General features: G+C 70.4%; 24 protein-coding genes. 13 read left to right on the top strand and 11 right to left on the bottom strand.

Annotated features, from left to right (window positions below):
• Window positions 1–157: 157 nt before the first annotated feature.
• The 4 genes from AB0H62_RS47455 to AB0H62_RS47440 all read left to right on the top strand — a co-directional run bounded on the left by AB0H62_RS47455 (window position 158) and on the right by AB0H62_RS47440 (window position 4362).
• Window positions 158–2002, top strand: a complete 1845-nt coding sequence (locus AB0H62_RS47455; RefSeq protein ID WP_266118353.1) for an Hsp70 family protein — start codon at window positions 158–160, stop codon at window positions 2000–2002.
• 75 nt (window positions 2003–2077) lie between these two features.
• Entirely contained in the window at window positions 2078–2272 is a 195-nt protein-coding gene (locus AB0H62_RS47450) for a DUF3046 domain-containing protein (RefSeq protein ID WP_220238082.1), read from the top strand.
• A 247-nt stretch (window positions 2273–2519) separates the two neighbouring features.
• Window positions 2520–3569, top strand: a complete 1050-nt coding sequence (gene recA, locus AB0H62_RS47445) for a recombinase RecA (RefSeq protein WP_220238083.1) — start codon at window positions 2520–2522, stop codon at window positions 3567–3569.
• 265 nt (window positions 3570–3834) lie between these two features.
• On the top strand, window positions 3835–4362 hold the full coding sequence (locus tag AB0H62_RS47440; protein ID WP_220247485.1) for a regulatory protein RecX: 528 nt from the start codon (window positions 3835–3837) through the stop codon (window positions 4360–4362).
• Window positions 4363–4439: 77 nt separating this feature from the next.
• Here the strand turns inward: AB0H62_RS47440 and eda are convergent, their stop codons facing one another.
• From eda to AB0H62_RS47425, 3 genes are all read right to left on the bottom strand, one after another.
• Window positions 4440–5066 (bottom strand): bifunctional 4-hydroxy-2-oxoglutarate aldolase/2-dehydro-3-deoxy-phosphogluconate aldolase, encoded by a 627-nt coding sequence (gene eda / locus AB0H62_RS47435; protein ID WP_220238084.1) that lies wholly within the window; start codon window positions 5064–5066, stop codon window positions 4440–4442.
• Window positions 5063–6988, bottom strand: a complete 1926-nt coding sequence (gene edd / locus AB0H62_RS47430; RefSeq protein ID WP_266118354.1) for a phosphogluconate dehydratase — start codon at window positions 6986–6988, stop codon at window positions 5063–5065. Before edd ends, eda begins: the two co-directional genes overlap by 4 nt.
• A gap of 176 nt (window positions 6989–7164) precedes the next feature.
• On the bottom strand, window positions 7165–8391 hold the full coding sequence (locus AB0H62_RS47425; protein ID WP_220238086.1) for a cytochrome P450: 1227 nt from the start codon (window positions 8389–8391) through the stop codon (window positions 7165–7167).
• Window positions 8392–8723: 332 nt separating this feature from the next.
• Between AB0H62_RS47425 and AB0H62_RS47420 the strand changes: the two genes are divergently transcribed.
• The 7 genes from AB0H62_RS47420 to AB0H62_RS47390 all read left to right on the top strand — a co-directional run bounded on the left by AB0H62_RS47420 (window position 8724) and on the right by AB0H62_RS47390 (window position 15378).
• Window positions 8724–9011, top strand: coding sequence for a hypothetical protein (locus AB0H62_RS47420; RefSeq protein WP_220238087.1), 288 nt, complete (start codon window positions 8724–8726; stop codon window positions 9009–9011).
• Window positions 9008–9838: a hypothetical protein gene (locus AB0H62_RS47415; RefSeq protein ID WP_220238088.1), complete on the top strand. Its 831-nt coding sequence runs from the start codon at window positions 9008–9010 to the stop codon at window positions 9836–9838. Before AB0H62_RS47420 ends, AB0H62_RS47415 begins: the two co-directional genes overlap by 4 nt.
• 67 nt (window positions 9839–9905) lie before the next feature.
• Entirely contained in the window at window positions 9906–11825 is a 1920-nt protein-coding gene (locus AB0H62_RS47410; RefSeq protein WP_360592643.1) for a fumarate reductase/succinate dehydrogenase flavoprotein subunit, read from the top strand.
• Window positions 11822–12568 carry a succinate dehydrogenase/fumarate reductase iron-sulfur subunit gene (locus AB0H62_RS47405; protein WP_220238090.1) on the top strand — a complete coding sequence of 249 codons (747 nt, stop codon included), beginning with the start codon at window positions 11822–11824 and terminating at the stop codon, window positions 12566–12568. Before AB0H62_RS47410 ends, AB0H62_RS47405 begins: the two co-directional genes overlap by 4 nt.
• The gene (locus AB0H62_RS47400) at window positions 12565–13188 is read left to right on the top strand and encodes a hypothetical protein (RefSeq protein ID WP_360592642.1); all 624 of its coding nucleotides are present in this window, start codon (window positions 12565–12567) and stop codon (window positions 13186–13188) included. Before AB0H62_RS47405 ends, AB0H62_RS47400 begins: the two co-directional genes overlap by 4 nt.
• A 10-nt stretch (window positions 13189–13198) precedes the next feature.
• Complete coding sequence (locus tag AB0H62_RS47395; protein ID WP_360592641.1) at window positions 13199–14305, top strand: amidohydrolase family protein; 1107 nt, start codon at window positions 13199–13201, stop codon at window positions 14303–14305.
• A gap of 44 nt (window positions 14306–14349) precedes the next feature.
• Entirely contained in the window at window positions 14350–15378 is a 1029-nt protein-coding gene (locus AB0H62_RS47390; protein ID WP_360592640.1) for a DUF4037 domain-containing protein, read from the top strand.
• On the opposite strand, the gene AB0H62_RS47385 is transcribed toward AB0H62_RS47390, so the two are convergent.
• The 5 genes from AB0H62_RS47385 to AB0H62_RS47365 all read right to left on the bottom strand — a co-directional run bounded on the left by AB0H62_RS47385 (window position 15375) and on the right by AB0H62_RS47365 (window position 19361).
• Window positions 15375–15887 carry a class I SAM-dependent methyltransferase gene (locus tag AB0H62_RS47385; protein WP_360592639.1) on the bottom strand — a complete coding sequence of 171 codons (513 nt, stop codon included), beginning with the start codon at window positions 15885–15887 and terminating at the stop codon, window positions 15375–15377. The two genes, AB0H62_RS47390 and AB0H62_RS47385, sit on opposite strands and share 4 nt — an antisense overlap.
• Window positions 15888–16018: 131 nt before the next feature.
• Window positions 16019–16909, bottom strand: a complete 891-nt coding sequence (locus AB0H62_RS47380; protein ID WP_220238095.1) for an amino acid ABC transporter permease — start codon at window positions 16907–16909, stop codon at window positions 16019–16021.
• Window positions 16906–17553 (bottom strand): amino acid ABC transporter permease, encoded by a 648-nt coding sequence (locus AB0H62_RS47375; RefSeq protein ID WP_220238096.1) that lies wholly within the window; start codon window positions 17551–17553, stop codon window positions 16906–16908. The genes AB0H62_RS47380 and AB0H62_RS47375 overlap by 4 nt, the downstream gene beginning before the upstream one ends.
• Before the next feature lie 84 nt (window positions 17554–17637).
• Complete coding sequence (locus AB0H62_RS47370; RefSeq protein WP_220238097.1) at window positions 17638–18552, bottom strand: glutamate ABC transporter substrate-binding protein; 915 nt, start codon at window positions 18550–18552, stop codon at window positions 17638–17640.
• An 80-nt stretch (window positions 18553–18632) separates the two neighbouring features.
• Entirely contained in the window at window positions 18633–19361 is a 729-nt protein-coding gene (locus tag AB0H62_RS47365; protein WP_360592645.1) for an amino acid ABC transporter ATP-binding protein, read from the bottom strand.
• A 345-nt stretch (window positions 19362–19706) separates the two neighbouring features.
• Between AB0H62_RS47365 and AB0H62_RS47360 the strand changes: the two genes are divergently transcribed.
• Both AB0H62_RS47360 and AB0H62_RS47355 read left to right on the top strand, forming a co-directional pair.
• Window positions 19707–20375: a response regulator transcription factor gene (locus AB0H62_RS47360; RefSeq protein WP_220238098.1), complete on the top strand. Its 669-nt coding sequence runs from the start codon at window positions 19707–19709 to the stop codon at window positions 20373–20375.
• Window positions 20376–20378: 3 nt separating this feature from the next.
• Entirely contained in the window at window positions 20379–21776 is a 1398-nt protein-coding gene (locus tag AB0H62_RS47355; protein ID WP_220238099.1) for a HAMP domain-containing sensor histidine kinase, read from the top strand.
• Here AB0H62_RS47355 and AB0H62_RS47350 read toward each other — a convergent pair.
• Genes AB0H62_RS47350 through AB0H62_RS47340 form a run of 3 tightly spaced genes read right to left on the bottom strand, consistent with a single transcriptional unit; the run spans window position 21773 to window position 23098 of the window.
• Complete coding sequence (locus tag AB0H62_RS47350) at window positions 21773–22702, bottom strand: TAXI family TRAP transporter solute-binding subunit (protein ID WP_220238100.1); 930 nt, start codon at window positions 22700–22702, stop codon at window positions 21773–21775. The genes AB0H62_RS47355 and AB0H62_RS47350 overlap by 4 nt on opposite strands.
• 40 nt (window positions 22703–22742) lie before the next feature.
• A complete protein-coding gene (locus AB0H62_RS47345; RefSeq protein WP_255638802.1) occupies window positions 22743–22811 on the bottom strand; it encodes a hypothetical protein in 69 nt (22 codons plus the stop codon).
• Window positions 22808–23098, bottom strand: coding sequence for a YwqG family protein (locus tag AB0H62_RS47340; RefSeq protein ID WP_255637675.1), 291 nt, complete (start codon window positions 23096–23098; stop codon window positions 22808–22810). Before AB0H62_RS47340 ends, AB0H62_RS47345 begins: the two co-directional genes overlap by 4 nt.
• Between the last annotated feature and the right edge of the window lie 111 nt (window positions 23099–23209).

The following is a 23209-nucleotide window of genomic DNA, read 5'->3' as shown; positions in this document are numbered from 1 at the left end:
TGGGGCGGTGCGATCGGCCCCCGGCCGATCCGACCGCCCCATCCGGAAGCCGGCTCAAAGGCGATCTCGCACGCCCCGGCGAAGCCGGGGCCAAAAACACCGAAGCCCTTCGCATGGGAGCATCACGCCAGCGCAGCTATGTGTAGGGGGAATCGAAGTGCGGATCCTGTCGGTGGACCTGGGGACGTCCAACACCGTCGCCGTCCTTTCGGCGCACGGCAGGCCGCCGCGGGTCGTCGAGGTGGACGGCTCGGCCAACATGCCCTCGGCGATCTTCGCCGGCGAGGACGGCACGATCATGGTGGGCCGCGACGCCGAACGCCGCGCCCGCCTGGACCCCACCCGCTTCGAGCCCAACCCGAAGCGCCGCATCGACGAGCAGACGCTGCTGCTGGGCACCGACGTCGTGCCCGTCAACGAAGCGCTCGCCGCGATCCTGCGCCGCGTGCTCGACGAGACCACGCGCCAGCTCGGCGGCGAGCAGCCCGACGAGGTCCGCCTCACGCACCCCGCGCAGTGGGGGCCGGTGCGCCGCAACGTCCTGCTGTCCTCGGCGCGGCTCGCGGGCATCGGCGCGAGCGTGGTCCTGGTGCCCGAACCCGTCGCCGCGGCCGCGCACTTTGCGTCGTTCCCGGGCAAGGGGCTCGCGCCCGGCCAGGCGCTCGCGGTGTACGACCTGGGCGCCGGCACGTTCGACGTCGCCGTGGTCGGCGCGACGCAGAACGGCTACGTCGTGCTCGCCGAGGACGGCCTGCCCGACCTCGGCGGCCTCGACGTCGACCAGGCGCTGATGGTGCACGTCGGGCGCGAGGTCTCGCACTCGGATCCCCAGCGCTGGCAACGCCTTCTGCGGCCGGAGTCCACGGCGGACCGGCGCACGCGGCGCGCGTTGCAGGAGGACGTGAAGGCGGCCAAGGAGGCGCTGTCGCGGCACCCGCAGACCGAGGTACCGATGCCGGAGCCGTTCAAGGACGTGCTGGTCACGCGCGGAGAACTCGAAGGTCTGGTGCGCCCGGCGATGCTGCGCAGCGTGGAGCTGCTCGCGCGCACGCTGCGGGCGGCCGGGCTGACGCCGGATCGTCTCGCGGGCATCTACCTGGTCGGCGGGTCGAGCCGGCTGCCGCTGGTCGGCTCGATGATCGCGGAGAAGCTCGGCGTCGTACCCGCGAGCCTCGACCAGCCGGAGACGGCCGTGGCGCTGGGCGCGCAGCACGTGGCGCGCGACGGGCTGTCGATGCGGACGCAGAACGTGGAAGGTCAGGTCGCGGCCGGTGCGCCCGCGTATGCGCCTGGTGGGTATCCGCCGCCGCCCCCGCGGCAGCCTCCGGCAGGGTACGCGCGGCCGTCGTTCCCGGCGGGGCCGGCGCCGTCGAACTTCCCGACGTACTCGCCCGCCACCGCCGCCACTGCCCCGGCGAAGAAGAAGAGCCGCGCGAAGCTGTGGATCGGCGTCGCTGCGGCGGTGGTCGTGGTTCTCGCGGCGGGGCTGACGGTGTTCCTGACGTCGTCTTCTTCGGCGCAGACCTACACCGCGGACCAGTGCCGCACGCCCGGGCAGGCCGACGCACAGGGCCTCACCGGGTGCCTGCGCCAGCTCGCGGGGAAGATCGCCGACACCGGCGGCTGCCGCCCGGGCATGGGCAACGGCCCCGCCGCGCCCGCGCAGAGCCTCGGCGCCACCTCGACGTGCGCGGCGCCGGGCCGCGCCGGCTCGCAGGTGACGTACGTGCAAGGCACGTCGGCCGCCGTGCTGAAGCAGTACACGGACGGGCTGCTCGCCTCCGCCGGCGGCGACCGCGTCGAGGCCGCGTGGAAGGGCAACGGGCTGGAGGGCCACTACTCGTCGGCGGCCGGGCAGAACGCGGCGGTGCTGGTGTTCACTGTGTCCGACCGGCCGCTCGTCGGCTTCATCTACCAGGTCAATTCCGCAGGTCAGGGCGCTGCGCCGACCCCAGGGACGCTGGCGGACTACTTCGAGCAGAGCGTGCAGCCCGGCGAGTGAGAGGGTTTCGTTCGCTGCCGCGGCGCGAACGGCCCGTTCGCGCCGCCGGCGAGGCCGCGAGCTAGCATTCGGCCGATGCGTATCACGGTGTTCCGGCGGCTCATGGCGGACGAGTTCGGCCCCGGGCGGGCCGAGGTCCTGGCCCAGGACCACGTGCTCAGCGGGCTCGGCGGGAAGACCATCGACCAGGCTCTGGCTGCGGGGATCTCGGCGAAGCAGATCTGGCGCGAGGTGTGCGAAGCCTTCGACATCCCGTCGGAGCGGCGCTGACCTGCGGTTTCCTGGTTCGCCCCGGGGAAGGGGAGCTCGGCAGGGCGAAAAACCCTAGCGGACGGGTGTGTCGCCACAACCCTCGAACACTTGTTCGTCTACAGTGTTGTGCACACCGGGGGCCGGCGATCCACAGATCGGTCGCCGTGCCGGGAATTGTCGGTCCCTCCCCGTAGCGTCGGACCGGACAGAGCTTGATCTGGACAACCGAACAAGCCACACAGGCCAACCAGCGAGGTGGACCCCAATGCCAGCAGCACCCGACAAGGACAAGGCGCTCGAGCTTGCCCTTGCGCAGATCGACAAGCAGTACGGCAAGGGCTCGGTGATGCGCCTCGGCGAAGAGGGTCGCGCGCCCATCGCCGTGATCCCCACCGGTGCGATCGCCCTCGACGTCGCGCTCGGCATCGGGGGGCTGCCCCGCGGCCGCGTCGTCGAGATCTACGGCCCGGAGTCCTCCGGTAAGACCACGGTCGCCCTGCACGCGGTGGCGAACGCGCAGAAGAACGGCGGCATCGCGGCGTTCATCGACGCGGAGCACGCGCTGGACCCGGAGTACGCCAAGAAGCTCGGCGTGGACACCGACGCGCTGCTCGTTTCCCAGCCGGACACCGGTGAGCAAGCGCTGGAGATCGCGGACATGCTGATCCGCTCCGGCGCGCTCGACATCCTGGTCATCGACTCCGTGGCCGCGCTCGTGCCGCGCGCCGAGATCGAGGGCGAGATGGGCGACTCGCACGTCGGCCTCCAGGCCCGCCTGATGAGCCAGGCGCTGCGCAAGATGACCGGTGCGATGAACAACTCCGGCACCACCGCGATCTTCATCAACCAGCTGCGCGAGAAGATCGGCGTCATGTTCGGCTCCCCGGAGACCACGACCGGTGGTAAGGCGCTGAAGTTCTACGCCTCGATCCGCCTCGACGTGCGCCGCATCGAGACGCTCAAGGACGGCGGCGAGCCGGTCGGCAACCGCACCCGCGTCAAGGTCGTGAAGAACAAGATGGCCCCGCCCTTCAAGCAGGCCGAGTTCGACATCCTCTACGGCCACGGCGTCTCCCGCGAAGGCTCGCTCATCGACATGGGCGTCGACCAGGGCATCCTGCGCAAGTCCGGCGCCTGGTACACCTACGAGGGCGACCAGCTCGGCCAGGGCAAGGAAAACGCGCGGAAGTTCCTGCGCGACAACCCGGACATCGCCAACGAGATCGAGAAGCGCATCAAGGAGAAGCTGGGCATCGGCGCGCAGGTCGACGCCGAGGTCGCCGAAGCTGCGGTTCCGGCGCCAGTCGACTTCTGAAGTCGATCGGAAGGGTGAGTTGCGTTCGCGAAACGCGCTCACCCAGCGGATCGATTCAGGTGTCCTGTGGGGGTCGAACCCCCACACCCCCGCCAGGGGGCAAGCCCCCTGGACCCCCGGCGGGGTTGCGTTGGTGAGGTGAGTTCGCCCGCGTGGCCGGGTCGGCCCGGGTGGTGGGGGAGTGATGGTGCTTCGTCGGGCGGAGAGGGCGCGGCGGGGCGGGAGTGTGTGAGAGAGGAAGGGCGTAGTGGCGAGGGCGCCGAAGGTGGAACCGGCGGAGCTGCCGCCGGAGGAGCGGGCCAAGAAAGCCAAGGAGATCTGCTTCGATCTCCTGGCGGCGCGCCCGCGAACTGTCGACGAACTGCGGCAGACGTTGCGGCGCAAGGGTTTCGACGACGACACCATCGAAACCCTGCTCGGCAAACTCGACCGCGCCGGCCTCGTCAACGACGCCGAGTTCGCCGAGATGTGGGTCAAGGCCCGGCACGCCGGCCAGGGCCTCTCCCGCACGGCGCTCGTCGCCGAGCTGCGTCGCAAGGGCGTCGACGACGAGATCGCCACGCAGGCCGCCGGCGAGGTCGACCGCGAGGCGGAGGAGCAGCGGGCCCGCGAACTCGTCCGCAAACGCCTGGGCTCCCTCGGCAACGTCGACGAGCAGACGGCCATCCGCCGCCTCCTCGGCTTCCTCGGCCGCAAGGGCTACCCGCAGGGTCTCGCCTACACCGTCATCCGCGACGAGCTCCGCGAGTTCGGCGCCGAATCCAGCCTGCTGGACGACGCCACCATCGACTGAACCGCCCCGGAGCTACTTGTTCCGAAGCGAGCGGCCCTGCCGTTCCCCGCCCCGCGCAGAGAACGGCAGCGCGAACCTCAGCCGCGCAGCGCGGCGGCCTCGGTGGCCAGCTTCTCGACCGTCCCGAAGTCCTTGGCGGCCAACAGCTTCGCCGGCGTCAGCCACGAGCCGCCGAGGCAGCCGACGTTCGGCAGCGCCAGGTACGACGGCGCCGAGTCCACGGTGATCCCGCCGGTCGGGCAGAAGCGCAAGTCCGGCAACGGACCCGTCAGCGACTTCAGGTACGCCACTCCGCCGCTGGCCTCCGCCGGGAAGAACTTCAACGCCGTCAGGCCACGCTCGGCCAAGCGCATTGCCTCGGACACCGTCGCGGCACCCGGCAGGAACGGCAGGCCCGTGGCGAAACAGGCGTCGAGGACGGCGTCGGTGCAGCCCGGCGTCACCAGGAACTTCGCGCCGGCGTCGGCCGCCTGCGCGGCCTGAGCCGGCGACGTCACGGTGCCCGCGCCCACGACAATGTCCGGCACCTCCGCGGCCACGCGCTCGATCGCGGCGAGCGCGACCGGCGTGCGCAGGGTCAGCTCGATCACCCCGATCCCGCCATCGAGCAACGCGCGCGCGGTGGGCACTGCGTCGTCGACATCGTCGATCACGACCACGGGCATCACGGGCGAAAGGGCGAGCAGGTCCGAACCGGTGGTCACTGACCGACCTCCTGGGTTTCCAAGGTGTGCAACGGCAGTCCGAGTGTGCCCCGCCCGGCGGGGGCGTCGCGGAGCAGGTCCAGCTCCGCCGTCAGCGGGCCGAACACGCTCGCGCCCTGGTCGGCGGGACCCACCGCGCGGCGCAGCGCGCCGAACAGCTCCCGTCCGGTGCCTTCCACGAAAGCCGGCGGTGCGTCCAGAAGATCACGACGTGCGAACTCGTCGGCGTCGACCAGCACGTCGAGCGTGCCGGAGCGCGCGTCGAATCGGACGACGTCACCGTCGGCGATCCGGGCGATCGGCCCACCCACCGCGGCCTCCGGCGTGACCTGGATGGCCGCCGGGATCTTGCCCGACGCGCCCGACATGCGCCCGTCGGTGACCAGCGCGACCTGGAAACCGCGGTCCATCAGCACACCCAGCGCCGGCGTGAGGCCGTGCAGCTCCGGCATGCCGTTGGCCTGCGGCCCCTGCTGCCGCAGGACCACCACGACGTCGCGATCCAGCTCGCCGGCCTCGAACGCGACCGCGAACGCCTCCTGCGACGTGAACACCCGCGCCGGCGCCTGCACCACGCGGTGCTCCGGCGCCACCGCCGACACCTTCGTCACGGCCCGGCCGAGGTTGCCGGCGACCATGCGCAGCCCGCCGTCCGGCGCGAACGGCCGCCACACCGGGCGCAGCACGTCCTCGTCGAGGCTGCGGGTGGGCACGTCGCGCCACACCAGCTCGCCGTCGGACAGGATCGGCTCCTGCGTGTAGCGACGCAGCCCGAACCCGGCGACGGTGTGCACGTCCTCGTGCAGGAACCCGGCGTCGAGCAGAGTGCCGACCAGGAACTGAATGCCGCCGGCAGCGTGGAAGTGGTTGATGTCCGCGCTGCCGTTCGGGTACACGCGCGCCAGCAGCGGCACGACGGCCGAGAGGTCCGAGAAGTCGTCCCACGTCAGCTGGATGCCCGCCGCCGCGGCGATCGCGACGAGGTGCATCGTGTGGTTGGTCGAACCACCCGTGGCGAGCAGCGCGACGATGCCGTTGACGAACGCTTTTTCGTCCAGCACCAGGGAAACCGGCGTGTACGACTCGCCGCGCGACAGCTCGACCACGCGCCGGCCGGCCTCTTCGGTGAGGGCTTGGCGCAGCGGCGTGTTGGGCGGCACGAAGCTCGCGCCCGGCAGGTGCAGGCCCATCACCTCGACGACCATTTGGTTCGAGTTCGCGGTGCCGTAGAAGGTGCACGTGCCGGCCGAGTGGTACGACGCCGCCTCCGCGTCGAGCAGGTCCTCACGTGTTGCGAGACCCTCGGCGTACAGCTGACGCACGCGGGCTTTTTCCTTGTTGGGCAAGCCGGAGTTCATCGGCCCGGCCGGCACGAGGATCGCCGGCAGGTGCCCGAACGACAGCGCGCCGATCAGCAGCCCGGGCACGATCTTGTCGCACACGCCCAGCAGCAGCGAAGCGTCGAACAGGTCGTGGGACAGGGCGATCGCCGTCGCCATCGCGATCACCTCGCGGCTGAACAGTGACAGCTCCATGCCCGGCCGCCCCTGCGTGACCCCGTCGCACATCGCGGGCACGCCGCCCGCGAACTGCGCGACTCCGCCCGCCGCACGCACCGACTTCTTCAGCCACGCGGGGTACTCCTGCATCGGCTGGTGCGCCGACAGCAGATCGTTGTAGGACGACACGATCGCGACGCCCGGCGCGCGCAGCTCGCGCAGTGCCGCCTTGTCCACGCCGTCCATCGCGGCGAACCCGTGGGCGAGGTTGCTGCACGCGAGACCGCGGCGCACCGGGCCTTCTTCGTGGGCGGCGCCGCTACGCGCGAGGTGGGCGGCGCGCGTTTCCGCGCTGCGTTCGACGATGCGGGCGGTGACCTCGGCGACGACGGGATGCACCGTCGTGTCGGGTGTGCTGCTCATGTCCGGCTCCCGGCTCACTGGGTGGTGGGGTCCGCGGGACGGCAGCACTGGCGTCTCAGGAACGTGACGGCCACCACGGTAGCCGGTGTGGGCCGGGTTATCAAAATCGATTCAGTAAACCGCCGGGAAACAGCGAGCCGCACCCGTGTGTCGGGTGCGGCTCGCTTGTTCGGGGTTCACGAGGCCGTGGTCGTCCAGGTGACAGGCAGCTCGTGGACGCCGTAGATGTTCATGTCCGTCCGGAGTTTCACCTGGTCAGCGGGGATGGCGAGCTGCAGCGTCGGGAAGCGCCGCAGCAGCGCCGCGAACCCGGCGCGCATCTCGATGCGGGCCAGCTGCTGGCCGAGGCACTGATGCACTCCGTGGCCGAAGGCCAGCTGGCCGCGCGAGTTGCGGCGGATGTCCAGCGTGTCGGGGTTCTCGAAGCGCCGCGGGTCGTGGTTGGCGGCCAGCGTCGAGACGACGACGGTCGAGCCGGCCGGGATCGTCTCGCCGCCGAGTTCGAGGTCTTCGGTGGCGTAGCGGAAGTTGATGTCGACCACCGACAGGTACCGCATGAGCTCCTCGACGGCCCCGGGCAGCAGCTCCGGGTCGGCGCGCAGCTCGGCCAGCTGCTCGGGGTGCTCCAGCAGCGCGAACGTGCCGAGCGCCAGCATGTTCGCGGTGGTCTCGTGGCCGGCGAGCAGCAGCAGGAACGCGATGCCGGTCAGCTCCTCGATGCTGAGGTCGTCCTGCCGGGCCAGATCCGAAAGGATGTCGTCACCGGGCTCGGCGCGCTTACCCGCCACCAGATTGCCGAGGTACGTGGTCAGCGCACCGTAGGCCGCCATCTTTTCCTCGAGCTCCTGCTCCTTGACCAGGAACTTCGCGGAGTTGGCCTGGAAATCGGCCCGATCCTCGTACGGCACGCCCAGCAGCTCGCAGATCACCAGCGACGGCACCGGCAACGCGAATTCCTTGACGAGGTCCACCGTCGGGGTCAGCTGCGCCATCGCGTCCAGCTGCCGCTCCACGACCTCGGCGATGTGGTCCTCCAGCTGCTTCATCCGCTTGACGGTGAACGCGCCCGTCAGCTTGCGCCGCAGCCGCGTGTGATCCGGCGGATCCATGGCGATGAACAACCCGGGAACCTGCGGCGACGGCTCCGTGGCGACCGGCATCCCGGGCGTCTCGTAGGGCACGTGCATGACTCCCAGGTCCTGCCGCGAGCTGAACCGCGTGTCGGCCAGCAGCTGCCGCACCTCGTCGTACCCGGTGACCAGCCAGCCCTCGTGCCCGTCCGGGAAGAGCATCGGACTGACCGGCCGCGCCTCCCGCAACCGCGTGATCTCCCGCGGCGGATCGAACGGCCCCGCGTCGCGCTCCATCGGCAACCCCTGCGGGACGGACACCGTCTGGCTCATGGGACTTCCTCTCGTGGTGGTCGTGGGCACCACTCTGGCGGCCTCGGCTGACACGGCCCTGACACCGCTCTGACACCGCCGTCTCAGCTGTGCTCGCCGACGTGTCCGGACTGCAACTCGCCTCGCCGTCCACCGCCTGACCAGCGCCCCGACGGCCTACTCACGGCCTGCACTCCAAGACACGCCCCGAGAGGGGTCGACTCCCAAGGTCAAGAGGCAATACGCTAAGGAATGTGCTACTTGTCACATAGCACAACGCAAGGCAGAGTCGTACGTGGCGAAAGTGATCGTCACCCGGTTCCTGTCAGCCCCACCGAACAGGGAGGCTCCCGATGTCCACCACAGAGCTCGCCGAACTGCGGCGCACCATCGGCCAGTTGCGGCAGTGCGTGGGCGCCCTGCGCTCTCGGTACGGCGACGCGTCGGCGGTGCGCCGGCTGGCCAACGATGTCGAGCGCCTCGACATCGACACCGCGGAGCTGGACGGCCACCCGCACGCCGTGCCGGCGCAGGCGAAACCCGTGGACCGCGTGCCCGTCCCGGACACGCCTTACGATCCGGCGTTGTGGCAAGGCGCCGATGACGAGGGTGTTGGCGGCTACAAGCGCGACCAGCGGTGAGCGCTCCCGCTGACAACGACGTCAGCCGGGCCGGCACCGGCGTCCGCTCCCCGGGGCGGGCGCTTTTGGCCGACCGGACGTTGCGCACCGACCGGTGGTGGCTGCAACCCCTGCTCACCGTGCTGGGGTTGGCGACCTTCATCATCTACGCGACCGTTCGCGCCTTCGTGCGCACCGCGTACTGGGTGCCCGACTACCACTACCTGACGCCGTTCTACTCGCCGTGCGTGTCCACCTCCTGCGTCGAAGGCTCGAGCCACTTCGGGCACTGGTTCGGCGACTTCCCGAGCTGGATCCCGCTCGGGGCGCTGGTCCTGCCGTTCCTGCTCGGCTTCCGCCTGACCTGCTACTACTACCGCAAGGCGTACTACCGCTCGGTCTGGTTCTCGCCGCCCGCGTGCGCCGTGGCCGAGCCGCACGGGAAGTACACCGGCGAGACGAAGCTGCCGCTGATCATCCAGAACGTGCACCGCTACTTCTTCTACGTCGCGGTGATCGTGTCGCTGGTCAACACCTACGACGCCGTGGTCGCGTTCCAGAGCCCCAGCGGGTTCGGCTTCGGGCTGGGCAACATCATCATCGTCGCCAACGTGGTGCTGCTCTGGGCGTACACGCTCTCCTGCCACTCGTGCCGGCACGTCACCGGCGGCAGGCTGAAGCACTTCTCGAAACACCCCGTCCGGTACTGGGTCTGGACGCAGGTCTCGAAGCTCAACACCCGGCACATGAACCTCGCGTGGACCACGCTCGGCACGCTGGTGCTGACCGACCTCTACGTGATGCTCGTGGCAAGCGGTGCCATCGCGGATCTGCGTTTCGTCGGCTAGCGTCGGCACCCTCATCTCCGGCAGTACTTCAAGACAACGGCGTCCCAGCTCCGAGGTGGCTCTATTCATGACCGAAGTCGAACGGCACAGCTACGACGTGGTGGTGATCGGTGCCGGCGGCGCCGGTCTGCGCGCGGTGATCGAGGCGCGCGAACGCGGTTTCAGCGTCGCTGTGGTGTGCAAGTCCCTGTTCGGCAAGGCCCACACCGTGATGGCCGAAGGCGGCTGCGCGGCGTCGATGGGCAACGCGAACCCGAACGACAACTGGCAGGTGCACTTCCGCGACACCATGCGCGGCGGCAAGTTCCTCAACAACTGGCGCATGGCCGAGCTGCACGCCAAGGAGGCCCCGGACCGCGTCTGGGAGCTGGAGAGCTACGGCGCGCTGTTCGACCGCACGGCCGACGGGCGCATCAGCCAGCGCAACTTCGGCGGCCACACCTACCCGCGCCTCGCGCACGTCGGTGACCGCACGGGGCTCGAGCTGATTCGCACGATGCAGCAGAAGATCGTTTCGCTGCAGCAGGAGGATTTCGCGAAGTACGGCGACTACGAGGCGCGGATCAAGGTCTTCGCCGAGTGCACCGTCACGGAGCTGCTCCTGACCGACGGCAAGATCGCCGGCGCGTTCGGCTACTGGCGCGAGAGCGGGCGGTTCATCCTGTTCGACGCACCCGCTGTGGTGCTCGCGACGGGGGGCATCGGCAAGTCGTTCAAGGTCACGTCGAACTCGTGGGAGTACACCGGCGACGGCCACGCGCTGGCCTTGCGCGCGGGCGCGAAGCTGATCAACATGGAGTTCGTGCAGTTCCACCCCACGGGGATGGTCTGGCCGCCGAGCGTGAAGGGCATCCTCGTCACCGAAGGCGTGCGCGGTGACGGCGGCGTGCTCAAGAACTCCGAGGACAAGCGGTTCATGTTCGAGTACGTGCCCGACGTGTTCAAGGGCCAGTACGCGGACAGCGAGGACGAGGCCGACCGCTGGTACGCCGACGCCGACAACAACCGCCGCACGCCCGACCTGCTGCCGCGCGACGAGGTGGCGCGCGCGATCAACTCCGAGGTCAAGGAGGGCCGTGGCTCCCCGCACGGCGGCGTCTACCTCGACATCGCGAGTCGCCTGCCCGCGGAGGAGATCCGGCGCCGGCTGCCGTCGATGTACCACCAGTTCAAGGAACTGGCCGACGTCGACATCACCAAGGAGGCCATGGAGGTCGGGCCGACCTGTCACTACGTGATGGGCGGCATCGAGGTCGAGCCGGACACGGGCGCGGCGAGCGTGCCCGGCCTGTTCGCGGCGGGGGAGTGCTCCGGCGGGATGCACGGCTCCAACCGCCTCGGTGGCAACTCGCTGTCGGACCTGCTGGTGTTCGGCCGCCGCGCGGGCCTCGGCGCCGCGTCTTATGTGGACGGTCTGGGCGACGGGCGGCCTCAGGTTGCCGAGTCCGATGTGGACGCCGCCGCGAAGATGGCGCTGGAGCCGTTCGACCCGCCGGCCAAGGGCGTGGCCGAGAACCCGTACACGTTGCACACCGAGCTTCAGCAGTCGATGAACGACCTCGTCGGCATCATCCGCAAGGCCGGCGAGATCCGCGAGGCGCTCGAGAAGCTCGGCGAGATCCGGCAGCGCATGGCGCAGGTGACCGTGGAGGGCCACCGGCAGTTCAACCCCGGCTGGCACCTCGCCGTGGACCTGCGCAACATGCTGCTGGTGAGCGAGTGCGTCGCCCGTGCGGCGCTGCTGCGCACCGAAAGCCGCGGCGGCCACACGCGCGACGACTACCCCAGCATGGACGCCGATTGGCGGCACAAGCTGCTGGTGTGCGCGGCGCGGGCGGGGGACAATCCCGTGGTACCGGACGTCGACGTGGTGGAGAAGGAGCAGATTCCCCTCCGGGAGGACCTGCTCGAGCTGTTTGAGCTCGACGAGCTCGGCAAGTACTTCACCGACGCCGAACTGGAGAACCACTCCGGGAGGAACGCGTGAGCTACAAGGCCAGTTTCCGGGTGTGGCGCGGCGACGCGACCGGCGGCGAGCTGCAGGACTTCAAGGTGGAGGTGAACGAGGGCGAGGTCGTCCTCGACATCATCCACCGCTTGCAGGCCACGCAGGCCTCGGATCTCGCCGTGCGCTGGAACTGCAAGGCGGGCAAGTGCGGCTCCTGCTCGGCCGAGGTGAACGGCAAACCGCGCCTGATGTGCATGACGCGCATGTCGACGTTCACCGAGGAGGAGGTCATCACGGTCACGCCGATGCGCGCGTTCCCCGTGATCCGCGACCTCGTGACGGACGTGTCCTTCAACTACACCAAGGCGCGCGAGATCCCCTCGTTCACCCCGCCCCCGGACCTGAAGCCGGGGGAGTACCGGATGCAGCAGGTCGACGTCGAGCGCTCGCAGGAGTTCCGCAAGTGCATCGAGTGCTTCCTGTGCCAGAACACCTGCCACGTCGTGCGCGACCACGAGGAGAACAAGGAGTCGTTCGCGGGGCCGCGGTACCTGATGCGCATCGCCGAGCTGGAAATGCACCCGCTCGACGTCGCGGACCGTCGTGACGCCGCGCAGGAGGAGCACGGGCTCGGGTACTGCAACATCACGAAGTGCTGCAGCGAGGTCTGCCCGGAAGGCATCCACATCACGGACAACGCGCTCATCCCGATGAAGGAGCGGGTCGCCGACCGGAAGTACGACCCGATCGTGTGGCTGGGCAACAAGCTCTTCCGCAGGTGACCCGCGCGCAGCTGGCCGGCGCCGTCGTCACCGCGCTGGCCGCTGCGTGCCCGGGCTCGCGGGCCCGGTTGCGGGGCTCGCTCGCGGCCGGCACCGCCGACGCGTTCAGCGACATCGACGTGGAGTGGGTCGTCCCCGACGGGCGCGTGCCCGCCTGCGTGGCCGACGTCCGAGCGGTTCTGGAACGCGTGCGCCCGGTCGCCGCCGTGCGCACTTCGCCGGACTTCTTCCGCTCGTCGCAACGGCGGCTGCTGTTCGTGCGGTTCGCGGGGGTGCCGCTGTTCTGGCGCCTCGATCTGGCGCTACGGGAAGCGTCGGCGGTCGCCGATCCCGGGCCGGGCGACCCCGCCGTGCACGCCCGCGACGGCGAGTGGTCCCGTCCGGCGAGCGCCTTGGCCAACGCCCTCGGCGCGATCAAAGCCGTCGCCCGCGGCCGACCGGCCGACGCGACCGGCCTGCTGGAGCGGGGTTTCGCGCGAATCGGCGAGCCGGACACGGCCACGGGACGGTGGGTCGACGACGTCACGCGGCTCTCCCGCGCGGCCGCCGCCCGCGAACCGGAGCTCGCGCCGTTGGCCGAGGAGACGATCGCGTTGGCAGCGGCGGAACTCAGTGCTTGAGGTCGGTGGCGTGCTCATCGAGAACGTCCGGGTGTTCGACCCCGACTTGGGCACCACCGAAGCGGCGAACGTGCTCGTAGACGAGCGAATCACCGCAGTAGGGTCCGATGCGGACGGTCCGAATCCCTACGACGGCGACGGCGGACTCCTCATCCCTGGCCTGATCGACTGCCACGGCCACGTCGCTTTCCCCGGCAACGCAGGACTTCCCCGCAGCACGCGGATCCTCGAAGCGGTCGCCACACTGCGCCGCCTACGGACGAGAGGCATCACGACCGTCCGCGACGCCTGGGGTGCCGACATCGGTTTCAAGCACGCGTTGGAAGAAGGCTGGATCGAAGGCCCCGACCTGCTCGTCAGCCTCCGCCAGCTGTCGCCGACGGGTGGGCTCGGGGACTGGTGGGACGCGGACACCGGCCGCCTCGATCGCATCGACGATCCCGCCCTGCCCGACGCGGTGTTCGACGGCCCGGAGCAGGCGCGCGCGGCCGTGCGGCGGATGGTGCGCGCGGGCGCCGACTGGGTGAAGCTCGGCGCCGGCGGTTCCATGGCCGCGCTCGCCGAAGGGCGCGACGTTCGCCCCACCGACGAAGAGCTCCACGCCGTCGCCGACGAAGCCCGCCGCGCCGGTCGCGACGTGATGGCCCACGCGCACACGGCCGCCGCAGCAACAGCCGCCGCCCGTGCCGGCGTGCGCAGCATCGAACACGGGGTGTTCCTCGACGAACAAGCCGTCGCCGCGATGCGCGAACACGACTGCTGGTACGTGCCCACCCTCGCTCCGATCCCGGCCGAACACGGCGAAACCCACCGCCGCTCCCTCGCCCTGGCGGTCGAAGCGGGCCTCCCGATCGCCGCCGGCTCGGACCTCGCGCCGCGTCCTCATGTCGACTTGCTGACCGAGCTGCGCCTCCTCGCCGCCGCCGGTCTCGGCGCCACGGGCGCCCTGCGCGCCGCCACGAGCGACGCCGCCCGCCTCCTGCGCCTCGACGACCGCGGCCGCGTCGCCCCGGGCCTGCGCGCGGACCTCGTGCTGCTCGACGGCCCCGCCGTGGACGTCACCGACCTCGCCGGTCGCATCCGTGCTGTCTGGCAAGCCGGACGACGAGTGCGCTGAAAACCCCTCGCCGCGCTGCCACCGAACGCGACACACTCGCCGACGTGGACTTCCTGCCCGGTCTCGAGCTCGCCCGCTGCTTCCACGCCGACGCCGTGCGCCCGATCCTCGAACGGCGCGGCGTCACCTACTCCGCGGCCCTCCTCGGCCGCGGCTCCGACGTCCTCGGCTTCGACACCGCGCGCTCCACCGACCACGACTGGGGCCCGCGCCTGCAACTGTTCGTCGACGAACCGGCCGGGCTCACCGAACTGCTCGCCGACGAGCTGCCGCGGGAGTTCCTCGGCTACTCCACGCACTTCGCCGACAACGAAGGCGATCCGACGACGCGCATGGCCCCCGCCGGCGGCCCGGTCCGCCACGCAGTGGAGATCGCCGACATCGACACGTGGTTCAGTGCCTTCCTCGGCTTCGTCCCCGGGAAAACCTTGTCCCGGCGCGAGTGGCTCACCACCCCCACGCAGACCCTCGCCGAGCTCACCGGCGGCGCCGTCTTCCACGACGGCCTCGGTCGCCTCGACGCGCTCAGGGCCGTCCTGGCCTGGTACCCCGACGACGTGTGGCGCGAGGTCCTCGCCGGGCAGTGGCGCCGCATCGCGCAGGAAGAGCCCTTCGTCGGCCGATGCGGCGAGGTCGGCGACGAGCTCGGCTCGGCCGTCGTCGCCGCGCGCCTGGTGCGGGACCTCATGCGCCTGTGCCTCCTGATGGGCCGCCGGTACCCGCCGTACTCGAAATGGCTCGGCAGCGCGTTCGCTCGCCTGCCCCTCGCGCCGGCCCTGACACCGCACCTCACGGGCGCCCTGGCCGCCCTCGAATGGCGCCGGCGCGAGACCCACCTGGTCGCGGCGTATGAAACCGTTGCCGCGCACCACAATCAGCTCGGCCTCACCGAACCCCTCGACCCCCAGGTCCGCGGCTTCCACGAGCGCCCCTACCGAGTCCTGGGCGCCGCCCGCTTCGCCGACGCCCTCCGCCCGGGCGCCATCGGGGCGGTCGACCAGTGGGCCGACAGCACGGACGTCCTCGGCCATCCTGAGTGGACCCGGGACCTCGGCCCCTTGGACCACGGCTAGGGATGCCGGGCGGTCAGCACCACGAACCGCGGATCACCGGGAACCGGCGCCACGACGGGCTGCTGCCCGACCGAGTGCAACCCCGCGTCGGCGAAGGCCTCCATCGCCGGATCGGCGGCACCGAAGTAAGACAGGACGAGCAACCCGCCACTCGTCAGGTTCGCGGCCAGACGCGCGAGCAACGCGTCGAGCGGACCAGTGACACCGAAGGCGACCACCACGTCGAAGTCGCCGATCACCGGCAGCTTCAGCGGCTCGTGCACCTCGTAGGAGATCCCCAGCGGGTCGCGTTCCTCCTGCCGCTGGGCCTGCGCGATCAGCGAGCGGTCCGCGTCGACCCCGACCACGCGGGAAGCGCCGGCCGAGCGGAACAGCCGGGCGTGAACACCGGTGCCGCTACCCACCACCAGCACCCAGCGGCCGGCCGGGGGACCGGCGGCCGTCAGCACGGCGTCGGTCTCGGCGCGGTCGGCGGGGGTCCAGTGGGCCGGTTCGGGAGATTCGGGCACGGGCGGGCTCCTGCCTGGCGGCGGCTGCCCTTCGACGCTAACCCGCGACCCGGCGTCCCGACAGGTGCGTCCGGAGCAGCGCACGAAAAAAGCCCCCGCAGGTGCGGGGGCCTTTCCGGGTACCTCGTTCGTCAGACACCGCCGCCGACGAAACCACCGCCCGCGGCGTTGCCGAGCATGACCTGATCCGCCTTGTTGTTCGTCGTTTCGATGTGCTTCTTGCTCCGCCGGTTGCGCTTCTCGGCCCACGTCGCGAGCAGCGTCAGCAGCAGGCACATCACGATGTAGATGCCGGCCGCCACGATGGTCGACGGCACGATCGGGCGCCCGAACGCACCCTGCGAGCCGATGTAGCGCGCGTAGTACAGCAGTTCGGGGTAGGTGACGAGGAACCCGAGCGCGGTGTCCTTGAGCAGCACCACGAGCTGGCTGATGATCGTCGGCAGCATCGCGCGGATCGCCTGCGGCAGCAGCACCGTGAACATGACCTGCGTCTTGCGCATGCCCAGCGCGTACGCCGCTTCCGACTGGCCCTTCGGCAGCGAGTTGATGCCGGCGCGGAAGATCTCCGCGAGCACGGAACCGTTGTACAGCGTCAAGCCCAGCACCACGGCGAACAGCGGCGAGGTGTCGACGCCGACCGTCGGCAGGCCGTAGTAGAAGAGGAACATCAGGATCAGCAGCGGGATCGCGCGGAAGAACTCCACGACGAACGTGGAGATCCCGCGGATCCACGTGTGCTCGGACAGCCGTCCGGCGGCGAAAACCGCGCCGAAGATCAGGGCGAATACCGCTCCGAGTGCGAACGCCTCGAGCGTGGCGAGCACGGCGTTGGCGAGGTCCGACTGCACCTGCGAGTACTCCAGCCACGCCCACTTCTGCGGGGTGAACTGGCCGCTGTCGGCGAAGCTGAAGACCACGAAAGCGATCAGGGCGATCACCAGGAGGATGCCGATCCCGGCGTAGATACGGTGCCGTACCCGCGACTTCGGGCCGGGGACGTCGAACAGGACGTTGCTCATCGGGCCACGCTCCAGCGCTTCTCCAGGCTGCGCTGAACGAACGACAGCACTGCGACCAGGATGATGAACCCGAGCGCCACCCACAGGAGGGCGACCAGCTGGCTGTCGCCGCGCTCGGAGATGTACTGGCGTATCGCACCCGCCTCGGCGACGGAGAACCCGCCCGCGATCGTGCTGTTCTTGAGCAGCGCGATCAGCGTGCTGATCAGGGGCGGCACGACCGACCGCAGCGACTGCGGCAGCACGACCTGGCCGAGGATCTGGCCGAAGGTGAGGCCGAGTGCGCGCGCCGCCTCGGCCTGGCCGACCGGCACGGTGTTGATGCCCGAGCGCACGACCTCGCAGATGAACGCGGACGTGTACACCGTCAGCGACACCACCGCGGCGGTGAAGTAGTCGATCCTGACGATGTCCAGCAGCGGGTAGGCGAACACGAAGAACGCGAACACCAGCGTGAGCGGTGTGTTGCGCACGATGGTGACGTAGGCCGTGCCGATCGCGCGGAACACCGGAACCGGGCTCACCCGCAGCATCGCCAGGATCGTGCCGAACACGAGGCTGCCGACGGCGGAGATGAGGAACAGTTCGATCGTGCGCAGGAAGAACGGACCGAAGAGGTCCAGATTGTCGAGCAGGACGTCCATGGAGCCTTCCCCGCGTCCGTGGGCCGGAAGATTACGTGGAGCGGCCGGTGGACGGAGACCCCGTCCACCGGCCGTGAAACCGGATCAGTAGCGCTGGATGGTCGGCTTCGTCGCGGTCGCACCGGACTGGCCGAGGGTGGCGTCGTAGATCTTCTGCCACGTGCCGTCGTCGAGGCTGGCCTGCAGCAGGTCGTCGATCTTCGTGCGCAGCACCTTGTCGTCCTTGTTCAGGCCGATGCCGTAGGGCTCCTGCGAGAACGGCTTGCCGACGACCTTCAGGTTCGCCTTGTCCTGCGCCGCGTAGCCCTTGAGGATCGCGTCGTCCGTGGTGACGGCGTCGACCTCCTTGGTCAGCAGCTTGTCCACGCACTGCGAGTACTTCTGGAACTCGACGATGTTGCCCGGCTCCGTCAGGCCCTGGTCGCGCACGCGCTGGATCGGGGTCGACCCCGTCGCCGAGCAGACCTTCTTGCCCTTCAACGTTTCCGGGCCGGTGATCGACGTGTCGTCAGCGCGCACCAGCAGGTCCTGACCGGCCTGGAAGTACGGCCCGGCGAACGAGACCAGGTTCTTGCGCTTGTCGGTGATCGTGTAGGTGCCGACGTAGTAGTCGACCTGGCCGTTGGCGATGGCCTGCTCACGCGCGGCCGAGTCGACCGTGGTGAACTTGATCTTGTCCGGGGCGATGCCGAGACCGGCGGCCACCATCCGGGCGATCTCGATGTCGAAGCCCTGGAACTGGCCCGTCGTCGGGTCCTTCTGGCCGAGGCCCGGCTGGTCGTCCTTGACGCCGACGGTGACGGTGCCGGCCGACTTGATCTTCGCGAAGACCGGCGAGCCGGCCAGGTCGACGTTCTGCGCCACGGTGTAGGTCGGCAGGGCGGCGGTGTTCGCGCCACTGGTGTCGCCACCGGGGGCCGCGGGCGTGCCTTCCTTGCCGCAAGCGGTCAGCAGCAGGCCGCCGGCGAGCAGCCCTGCCGCGAGGGTGCGGATCCTCATAACGTGTCTCCTGTATCTGTCGTCGGTATGGCCGGTGCGGCCACCGGGTACGGCAGGTGCCGGGGAAAATCCGGTAATCGTCAGTGGGTGAGGATCTTGCCGAGGAAGTCCTTCGCCCGGTCGCTCTTCGGCTGGGTGAAGAACACGTCCGGCGTGGTGTCCTCGACGATCTCGCCGTCGTCCATGAAGATCACCCGATTAGCTGCCCGGCGGGCGAACCCCATTTCGTGGGTGACCACGAGCATGGTCATGCCGTCCTTGGCCAGGCCGGTCATCACGTCGAGCACCTCCTGGACCATCTCCGGGTCCAGTGCCGAGGTCGGCTCGTCGAACAGCATCACCTTGGGGCGCATCGCGAGCGCCCGGGCGATGGCCACGCGCTGCTGCTGGCCGCCCGAGAGCTGGGCCGGGTACTTGTCCGCCTGGTTCGCGATGCCGACCCGCTCCAGCAGTTCCATGGCGGTCTTGCGCGCGTCGGCCGAGGACATCTTGCGGACCTTCACCGGCGCGAGCATCACGTTCTCGAGGATCGTCTTGTGCGCGAACAGGTTGAACGACTGGAAAACCATGCCGACGTCCGCGCGCAACGCCGCGAGCGCCTTGCCTTCGGCCGGCAGGGCCACACCGTCGACGGCGATCTCGCCCGCGTTGATCGGCTCCAGCCGGTTGATGGCGCGGCACAGCGTCGACTTGCCCGACCCGGACGGCCCGAGCACGACCACCACTTGGCCGCGAGGCACCTCGAGGTTGATCTCCTTCAGCACGTGCAGGTCGCCGAAGAACTTGTTCACGGCGGTCGCCTTGATCATCGGCGCCGCCACCTCCGCGGTCATCTTGGCCTCCAGAGCTCCTTCACAACCGGCATCTGCGGGACCGGATCCCACGTCGATGGCGGAAACCTACTCCCGTCGGACCCTTTGTAAAGGCGGCTTGAGCAATACTTAGGGTTTCAAGTACGTATCGACTTCCGGCGCCGTCCGGGCTGGTCGGCGGCCTTCCGCCCTGCTCAGCCTAGCCACGACCGCATTCGGTGATCACGCGATGCGAGCCAGAAGAGTGACGGAGAGTGAACCTTCGTGCCCTGTCGTGGTCGCTGGCGGGTGCCCCCTAGAGTTCCTCGCTACCGTGGGCTGGATCACCGGGGGAGGCGAGCGGTGCGGGTGCTGCTGGTGGAGGACGACGACCGGGTCGCGGGCGCCCTCGTGCCCGCGCTGACGCGGCGCGGCCTGGAGATGCAACGGCTGGCCTCGGGCGCCGGCGTGCTGGACCGCGTGCACGACGTGGACGTGGTGCTGCTCGACCTCGGGCTGCCCGACGTCGACGGCGTGGTGCTGTGCCGGCGCATCCGCGCGGTCAGCGACGTCGCCGTGATCGTGGTGTCGGCGCGCGGCGAGGTCGACGACCGGGTGCAGGGGCTGCGCGCGGGCGCCGACGACTACCTCGTGAAGCCCTACGACGTGGAGGAGCTGCTCGCGCGCGTCGAAGCCGTGCGACGCCGTCGTGGCGAGCGCACCGACGGGCCCGCGCCGGTGATCGAGGTCGGCGACGTGAGCATCGACCTCGCGCGCCACGAGGTTCTCGTGGCCGGGCAGTCGATCGCCTTGTCCCGCAAGGAGTTCCAGGTCCTCGCGCTCGTCGCGGGCGCGCGTGGCTCGGTGTGCTCGCGCGAGCACGTGCTCACCGAGGTGTGGGGCCATCGGGGCGCGGCGGAGAGCCGTTCGCTCGACGTCCACGTGGCCACGTTGCGCACGAAACTCGGGCGCCCGGCGCTGATCGAGACCGTCCGCGGCGTCGGGTACCGCCTCGGCGGCGGGCGGGGCTGAGCCGTGCGCGTCCGCCTCCAGGGGATCGTGGTCACGCTCGTCGCGCTGCTGGTGTTCGGGCTCGGCATCCCCCTGGCGCTGACGATGGCGGGCAGCCTGCAGCAGAACCTGTTCCTCGACCGCCTCACCGACACCGCGCGGTTCGCCTCGCTCGCGCAACGGCCGCTGATCGACAACCGGCCCGCGCTGCTGGAGCCGGAGCTGCGCCGTTACACCGAGGTCTACGGCGTGAAGGTCGTGGTGGTGAACCAGGACGGCGTCGCGGTGCTCAGCTCGCTGGGCGGCACCGACGCGGCGCGGATCGACCGCTCGGCCATCGCGGCCCCCGTGAACGAGGCCCTCGCCGGCCGGCACCCGGAGCCCGGCCCGCTGCTGATGCCCTGGACGACGGCCCCGCTGGTGCTGGCTGAGCCGATCCTCATCGACGGCGAGGTGCGCGGCGTCGTCGTCACGGAGTCCTCGACCGACCACGTGCGCACGCGGCTGCTGTGGCAGTGGCTCGTGCTCGCGGCGGGCGCGGTGGTGGCGTTCGGGCTCGCGCTGCTGGTCGCGATCCCGGTGGTGCGCTGGACGCTGCGACCCGTGCGCCGGCTCGACGAAGCGACGGGCGCGCTGGTCGCGGCCGTGGTGAGCGGGCGCGAGGCGGAACCGGTGGGGGAGAGCGGCGGGCCGCCTGAGCTGCGGAAACTCGGCCGTTCGTTCGACCGGATGGCGGCGAGCGTGTCGGAGGCGCTGGCCGCGCAACGGGCGTTCGTCGCCGATGCCTCCCACCAGCTGCGCAACCCGCTGACGGCGTTGAAGCTGCGGCTGGGCAACCTCGAAGGCCACGTGGACGACGAAACGGCGGCCGCCGACCTCGACGCCGCCCGCGTGGACGCCGGCCGGCTCAACCAGATCCTCGACGAGCTGCTGTCGATGGCCCGCGCCGAGGCGGCGGGCGGTGAGCTCGTGGCGGAGGACCTCGGTGCCGTGGTCGCCGACCGCGTCGCCGACTGGAGTGTGGTGGGTGCGGCGCGTGACGTCGCGCTGGAAACCGAGGCCGACGTCAACGGCGCCCGGGTGCTGCTGCCGCCGCGGGGGCTCGAGGTGATCCTGGACGCGCTGATCGACAACGCGCTCAAGTTCACCGGCCAGGGCACTTCGGTGCACGTTTCGGCCGTACACGGTGGGGACGGGGTGACCTTGGCGGTGCGCGACCACGGGCCGGGCCTGCGCGAGGACGAGCTGGAACGCGCCGTGGACCGCTTCTGGCGCAGCAGCGCGCACCAGAACGTGCCCGGCTCGGGATTGGGTCTCGCGATCGTGCGCGAGATCGTCCGCCACTCCGGCGGCGACATGCGCTTGTCCCTGCCGGACGGCGGCGGGCTGCGGATCGAGCTGGACCTGCGGGTCGCGCCTTAGACCTTGAGGCTTCGGTAGTAGGTGAGCGCGCCCGGGTGCAGGGGGAGCGGCTCCGTCTCGATGCCCGGGTGGACGTCGATCGACAGGGCCGCGCTGTTGGCCTGCGCGAGGGCGGGGCGGGCGTCGTAGAGGCCGCGGGTGAGGGCTTCGGCGACGTCGTCGGCCATTTTCGCGGGGACGACGAGGAAGTTGGGGACCACGAGCGTGGTCACGGGGCCGGCCTGGTTGTAGGTGCTGCCGGGGATGGTGGCGGTGCTGTAGACGGGGCTGTAGGCCTGCATGCCCTCCTGCAGGCTGGCCATGTCGAGCAGGCGCAGGCCGACCTTCTGCGTGTACTGCGTGATCAGCGGTGTCGGCAGGCCGCCCGACCAGAACAAGGCGTCGAGCTGGTGGTTTTCGAGGGCCTTGAGGGAGTCTTCGAGGCCCAGCTGCTGCACGCTCACGGAATCGGTCAGCCCGGCGACGGCCAGCACGCGGTTGGCGATGTACTCGACCCCGGACTCGGGCGAGCCGACCGCGATGTGGCGGCCCTTGAGCATCGACACCGACGTGTAAGGCGAGTCGGCGCGCACGACGATGTGCAGGTAGTCGTCGTGAATGCGCGCCAGCGCGGTCAGCTGGCCCGGGTGCTGCGTGGCGGCCTCGGCGGCGAGGTCGGCCGCGACAAAAGCCACGTCGGCGCCCCCGGCCAGCACGCGGTTGAGGTTGTCGCGCGAGCCCTGCGTCGCCAGGACCTCCGGCCGGGCGATGCCCAGGTCCTTGGCCCACGCGTCGGCGAGCGGCCGGGCGAGGTCGTTGTACACGCCGCCGACCGCGCCGGTCGCGATCCGCAGGTGCAGGCCCTCGAAGCTCGGGCCGCACGCGGCCGTGAGCCCTGCCACGAGAACCGCGACGAGCACCGCCGTGAGCCTCCGCCTCGCACGCATGGGGCGATCGTGCCAGACGAGCGCCCCGCGCGTTCGCGGCTCAGGTGCACTGCATCGTGAACCGGGCCGCGTCGAACCTCCCCGCCGCGAGGTCGTCGGACCGGATCACCCAGTAGATCGTGCCGACGTCGCCCACATCATGTCGACGTCGTCGTCGCTGTCGAACTGGGCGAGCAGCACCCAGCTCGCGCCTTCCTCGGCCAGCGCGGGGTTGCGGCGGCCGCCGCCGAGCGCCATCACGGCGACCGGGTCGCCACCCAACTGCCCCACGGCGGCCCCGTCCAGTTCCGCGATGAGGTGCACACCGGGGCGCAGCAGCCCCAGCCACGCGTCGACGGCGTCGGCGGGCAGGTGCTCACGGGCGATGGCCGTGAGGCGCTCTCTCCATGCGGTCACGGAGGGATCATGCAGCGCACACCGACAAAAACCGCGCGCGGGACGAGCGGAGCGAGATCCGGCCGGGACCGTGTTCAACCAGGTGGGCGGCGTCTTCACCGAGGTCGGCGG

The sequence above is a fragment of the Amycolatopsis sp. NPDC050768 genome, assembly GCF_040654155.1.
In the GTDB taxonomy this organism is placed as follows: domain Bacteria; phylum Actinomycetota; class Actinomycetes; order Mycobacteriales; family Pseudonocardiaceae; genus Amycolatopsis.
This window is presented reverse-complemented; position numbering and strand designations above follow the sequence as displayed.